Source organism: Nocardioides sp. NPDC023903, assembly GCF_040639295.1.
In the GTDB taxonomy this organism is placed as follows: domain Bacteria; phylum Actinomycetota; class Actinomycetes; order Propionibacteriales; family Nocardioidaceae; genus Nocardioides.
In genome coordinates this window covers 1-3,126 of record NZ_JBEZZS010000070.1, presented here as the reverse complement: position 1 = coordinate 3,126, position 3,126 = coordinate 1, and the positions used below count along the sequence as shown (strand labels likewise).

The following is a 3,126-nucleotide window of genomic DNA, read 5'->3' as shown; positions in this document are numbered from 1 at the left end:
CTCAGTACTGTTCCTTCCTTCGGGAAGGGGCGTGGAACCTGAAGCCTCCTGGACCTGGTCTGGTCCTGACACACTGTTGGGCCCTGAGGAATCACACAACATAGTTGAGTGGTTGTCTCTCTGCCCCCTTCGCCTGAAGGAGCTCGGTATGAGCACCGGATGGGGTTGTGCGGGCTGGCCGGCACCGAGAGGTGTTGGAGTTGATAGTTGGATAGTGGACGCGAGCATCTTGTTTAATAAGAATGCACACACCTTGTAGGCGCTTCAGCCTTTGGGTTGACCTGTTAGGTCTCCTGGTGGTTGGGGTGTTGGTGTGTGCGTGGTCTTCGTAGCGCAGACAAGCTCGATGATTGCATGTGTGTGTGATGCATGTGTGTGGTTGTTGGTTTGTTGTTTTTGTTGAGTGTTTGTGAGAGATAAGCTATGAAGGGCACATGGTGGATGCCTTGGCATCAAGAGCCGAAGAAGGACGTTGGAGCCTGCGATAAGCCCTGGGGAGTTGGCAACCGAGCGTTGATCCGGGGGTGTCCGAATGGGGAAACCCAGCACGAGTCATGTCGTGTTACCTGCGCCTGAATCTATAGGGCGTGTGGAGGGAACGCGGGGAAGTGAAACATCTCAGTACCCGTAGGAAGAGAAAACAATAGTGATTCCGAGAGTAGTGGCGAGCGAAATCGGATGAGGCCAAACCGGTTACCTGTGATAGACGGCAGTTGTTGGGTAGTCGGGGTTGTGGGATATGTCTTTCATCGTCTGCCGGCGGTGAGCTCAGTAAGAAACCAAGCATGAAGGTGAACCAGTTGGGAAGCTGGGCCGTAGCGGGTGATAGCCCCGTAATCGTATGTGTTTGGCTGGGTTGATGTACTTCCCAAGTAGGACGGCACTCGTGGAATGTCGTGTGAATCTGGCGGGACCACCCGCTAAGCCTAAATACTTCTTGATGACCGATAGCGGACCAGTACCGTGAGGGAAAGGTGAAAAGTACCCCTGGCGGGGAGTGAAATAGTACCTGAAACCGTGTGCCTACAATCCGTCAGAGCCCGGCCGGCCTTTTGGCAGTGGGGGTGATGGCGTGCCTTTTGAAGAATGAGCCTGCGAGTTAGCGGTGTGTGGCAAGGTTAACCCGTGTGGGGAAGCCGTAGCGAAAGCGAGTCCTAATAGGGCGATTGAGTCGCGCGCTCTAGACCCGAAGCGAAGTGATCTAGCCATGGGCAGGTTGAAGCGCCGGTAAGACGGCGTGGAGGACCGAACCCACTTCAGTTGAAAATGGAGGGGATGACCTGTGGTTAGGGGTGAAAGGCCAATCAAACTTCGTGATAGCTGGTTCTCCCCGAAATGCATTTAGGTGCAGCGTTGCGTGTTTCTTGCCGGAGGTAGAGCACTGGATAGCCGATGGGCCCGACCAGGTTACTGACGTTAGCCAAACTCCGAATGCCGGTAAGTGAGAGCGCAGCAGTGAGACAGTGGGGGATAAGCTCCATTGTCGAGAGGGAAACAGCCCAGACCATCAGCTAAGGCCCCTAAGCGATAACTAAGTGGAAAAGGATGTGGAGTCGCAGTGACAACCAGGAGGTTGGCTTGGAAGCAGCCACCCTTGAAAGAGTGCGTAATAGCTCACTGGTCAAGTGATTCCGCGCCGACAATGTAGCGGGGCTCAAGTTATCCGCCGAAGCTATGGCACTCCGGTTTTCCGGGGTGGGTAGGGGAGCGTCGTGTAACCAGTGAAGCAGCGGAGTGATCCAGCGGTGGAGGTTACGCGAGTGAGAATGCAGGCATGAGTAGCGAATGATGTGTGAGAAACACATCCGCCGATTGATCAAGGGTTCCAGGGTCAAGCTAATCTGCCCTGGGTAAGTCGGGACCTAAGGCGAGGCCGACAGGCGTAGTCGATGGACAACGGGTTGATATTCCCGTACCGGCGAAATGACGCCCATGATGAGGCGCATGATGCTAACCATCTGAAGCATGCGTGACCGATCCCTTCGGGGTGAGGCGCGTGTGTGGAACATGGGACCCAAGTGTGTAGTAGTCAAGTGATGGGGTGACGCAGGAAGGTAGTCGAACCGGCGCGATGGTTGTCGCCGGCCAAGCAGGTAGGACTGAGTCTAGGCAAATCCGGGCTCTATATGTCTGAGATGTGATGGGGAGCCGTTAGGCGAAGTCGATGATCCTATGCTGTCGAGAAAAACCTCTAGCGAGTCATGAGCCGCCCGTACCCCAAACCGACTCAGGTGATCAGGTAGAGAATACCGAGGCGATCGAGCGAACCATGGTTAAGGAACTCGGCAAAATGCCCCCGTAACTTCGGGAGAAGGGGGGCCCGGATCGTGAACCCACTAGCTGGGGGAAGCGTGAAGGGCCGCAGAGACCAGGCCCAAGCGACTGTTTACTAAAAACACAGGTCCGTGCGAAGTTGTAAGACGATGTATACGGACTGACTCCTGCCCGGTGCTGGAAGGTTAAGAGGACGGGTTAGCCTCACGGCGAAGCTCAGAATTTAAGCCCCAGTAAACGGCGGTGGTAACTATAACCATCCTAAGGTAGCGAAATTCCTTGTCGGGTAAGTTCCGACCTGCACGAATGGAGTAACGACTTGGGCGCTGTCTCAACCGTGGACTCGGCGAAATTGCACTACGAGTAAAGATGCTCGTTACGCGCGGCAGGACGGAAAGACCCCGGGACCTTTACTATAGTTTGGTATTGGTGTTTGGTTCGGCTTGTGTAGGATAGGTGGGAGACTGTGAAGCGCACACGCCAGTGTGTGTGGAGTCAACGTTGAAATACCACTCTGGTCGTACTAGATGTCTAACTTCGGACCATGATCTGGTTCAGGGACAGTGCCTGATGGGTAGTTTAACTGGGGCGGTTGCCTCCTAAAATGTAACGGAGGCGCTCAAAGGTTCCCTCAGCCTGGTTGGCAATCAGGTGGCGAGTGTAAGTGCACAAGGGAGCTTGACTGTGAGACAGACATGTCGAGCAGGGACGAAAGTCGGAACTAGTGATCTGGCCACGGCATGTGGAAGCGTGGTCACTCAACGGATAAAAGGTACCCCGGGGATAACAGGCTGATCTTCCCCAAGAGTCCATATCGACGGGATGGTTTGGCACCTCGATGTCGGCTCGTCG

1 rRNA gene is annotated in these 3,126 nt (G+C 54.9%); it reads left to right on the top strand.

From position 1 onward, the window contains the following. Positions 1-414 precede the first annotated feature (414 nt). Positions 415-3,126 (top strand): 23S ribosomal RNA (locus AB0F44_RS29935); the annotation flags it as partial.